Origin of the sequence: Phenylobacterium sp. (assembly GCF_036402295.1) — a bacterium.
Classification (GTDB): domain Bacteria; phylum Pseudomonadota; class Alphaproteobacteria; order Caulobacterales; family Caulobacteraceae; genus Phenylobacterium.
In genome coordinates this window covers 1-1,671 of the sequence record NZ_DASWTE010000221.1, presented here as the reverse complement: position 1 = coordinate 1,671, position 1,671 = coordinate 1, and the positions used below count along the sequence as shown (strand labels likewise).

Below are 1,671 nucleotides of genomic sequence, written 5' to 3'. Positions count from 1 at the left end.
GGCTGGCCGAACATCAGCGACAGCGGGACCGTAAGACCGTGGTCGACGTCCATCTTGTTGACGATGGTCATGTCGAACTCGTCGAGGATCAGCGTCTCGGCCAGATGCCAGGCCAGTTCGGGATGGCCTTTCACGATGGGCACGGGACGCGGCCCCCAGCCTTCGTCGGCCGGCTGGAACTCGTCCGCGCAGCCGATGGCGAAGGTGGGGATCAGCTCCAGCGAGAAGGCCGAGGCGTGGTCGTTGTAGACCAGGATGACGACGTCGGGCTTCTGCTCGGCGATCCAGCGCTTGGAGGCTTCGTAGCCGGCGAACACCGGCTGCCAGTACGGCTCTCCGGCCTTGCCGTTGTCGAGCGCGGCGCCGATGGCCGGCACGTGGCTGGTGGCGACGCCGGCGGTGATCCTGGCCACTAGCGCTGCTCCTTCTTGGACCGGTTGCCTTCGACCGAGCGGCCGCCGTCGAGCATCATCTGGGCGTACGTCTCCTCGCTGACGCCGCTCATGACGGCGGCGATCTGGCGGAACGAGAGGCCGTCGGTCGCGGCGATCTTCGAGGTGAAGTAGATGTTGCCGCCCAGCGCGATCATGCCGTTCCAGTCGCGGCTGAGCACCGCCTGCTTCTGGGCCTCGGTCATGGGCCAGCCATCGAGATAGGCGCGCTCGTCGGCTTTGAAGGCGGCGCGGTTCTCGGCCTTCATCAGCGACATGCAGAACTGGTTGAGGTGGAAGCCCTTGCGGGACTGCTCGGCGTCGAACAGCACCGTGCCGGGGATGTCGTGGTAGGGCTTCTCGGTCATCGACCCGCCTCCTTCGGCCAGTAGAGGCGCATCGGGTTGTCGACGAGCAGCTTGCGCTGTTGCTCGGGCGTGACGGCGATCTGCGGGATAAAGTCCACCAGCTGGCCCTCGTCGGGCGTGTGGGTCTTCATGTTGGGGTGCGGCCAGTCGGTGCCCCAGAGCACCCGGTCGGGGAACGCCTCGACGACTCGCCGGCCGAACGGGATCACGTCGGCATAGAAGGGCGGGCCTTCCTTCGACAGCCGCTCGGGGCAGGTGACCTTGCACCAGATGTCGTCGCGGGCGGCCATGAAGGACATGAAGCGGTCAAAGAGCGGGCCGTCGGCGCCCTGGACGACGTCGGGCGTGCCCATGTGGTCCACGACCAGCGGGGCCGGAAGGGCGAGGAAGAAGTCGGAGAGCTCCTCCAGCTCCGCGGCCTCGAAATAGATCACGATGTGCCAGCCCAGCGGCGCGATCCTGGCCGCGATCTCGGTGAGTTCGTCGGGGTCCAGCCGGTCCACCAGGCGCTTGACGAAGTTGAAGCGCACGCCGCGCACGCCGCCGTCGTGCAGGCGCTGGAGTTCCTCGGCGCTCACATCCCGCTTCACCGTGGCCACGCCGCGCGCCCGGCCGTCCGAGTGGGCGATGGCGTCCAGCATGGCTCGGTTGTCGGCCCCGTGGCAGGTGGCCTGGACGATGACGTTGCGGGTGAAGCCCAGGTGGTCGCGCAGCGCCCAGAGCTGGTCCTTGCCGCCGTCGCAGGGCGTGTACTTGCGCCCCGGCGCGTAGGGAAAGACGTCGCCCGGCCCGAAGACGTGGCAGTGGGCGTCCACCGCGCCCGGCGGGACCTGGAAGCTGGGCTTCGCCGGCGAGGGGTGCCAGACCCGCCA

2 protein-coding genes and 1 pseudogene are annotated in these 1,671 nt (G+C 68.4%); all 3 read right to left on the bottom strand.

Features of this window, described 5'->3' with window-relative positions; genetic code table 11:
* Positions 1 to 413 (bottom strand): annotated as a pseudogene (locus tag VGD44_RS13740) (protocatechuate 3,4-dioxygenase); the annotation flags it as partial.
* Positions 413 to 799 carry a protocatechuate 4,5-dioxygenase subunit alpha gene (ligA, locus tag VGD44_RS13735; RefSeq protein ID WP_331087949.1) on the bottom strand — a complete coding sequence of 129 codons (387 nt, stop codon included), beginning with the start codon at positions 797 to 799 and terminating at the stop codon, positions 413 to 415. The gene ligA and the pseudogene VGD44_RS13740, both read right to left, overlap by 1 nt.
* On the bottom strand, positions 796 to 1,671 hold an 876-nt coding region (locus VGD44_RS13730; protein WP_331087947.1), incomplete at its 5' end, for an amidohydrolase family protein. The genes VGD44_RS13730 and ligA, both read right to left, overlap by 4 nt.

Bases quoted from the DNA above. Each gene is read 5' to 3' on its own strand.
- ligA (WP_331087949.1), bottom strand. From the start codon at position 799: ATGACCGAGAAGCCCTACCACGACATCCCCGGCACGGTGCTGTTCGAC.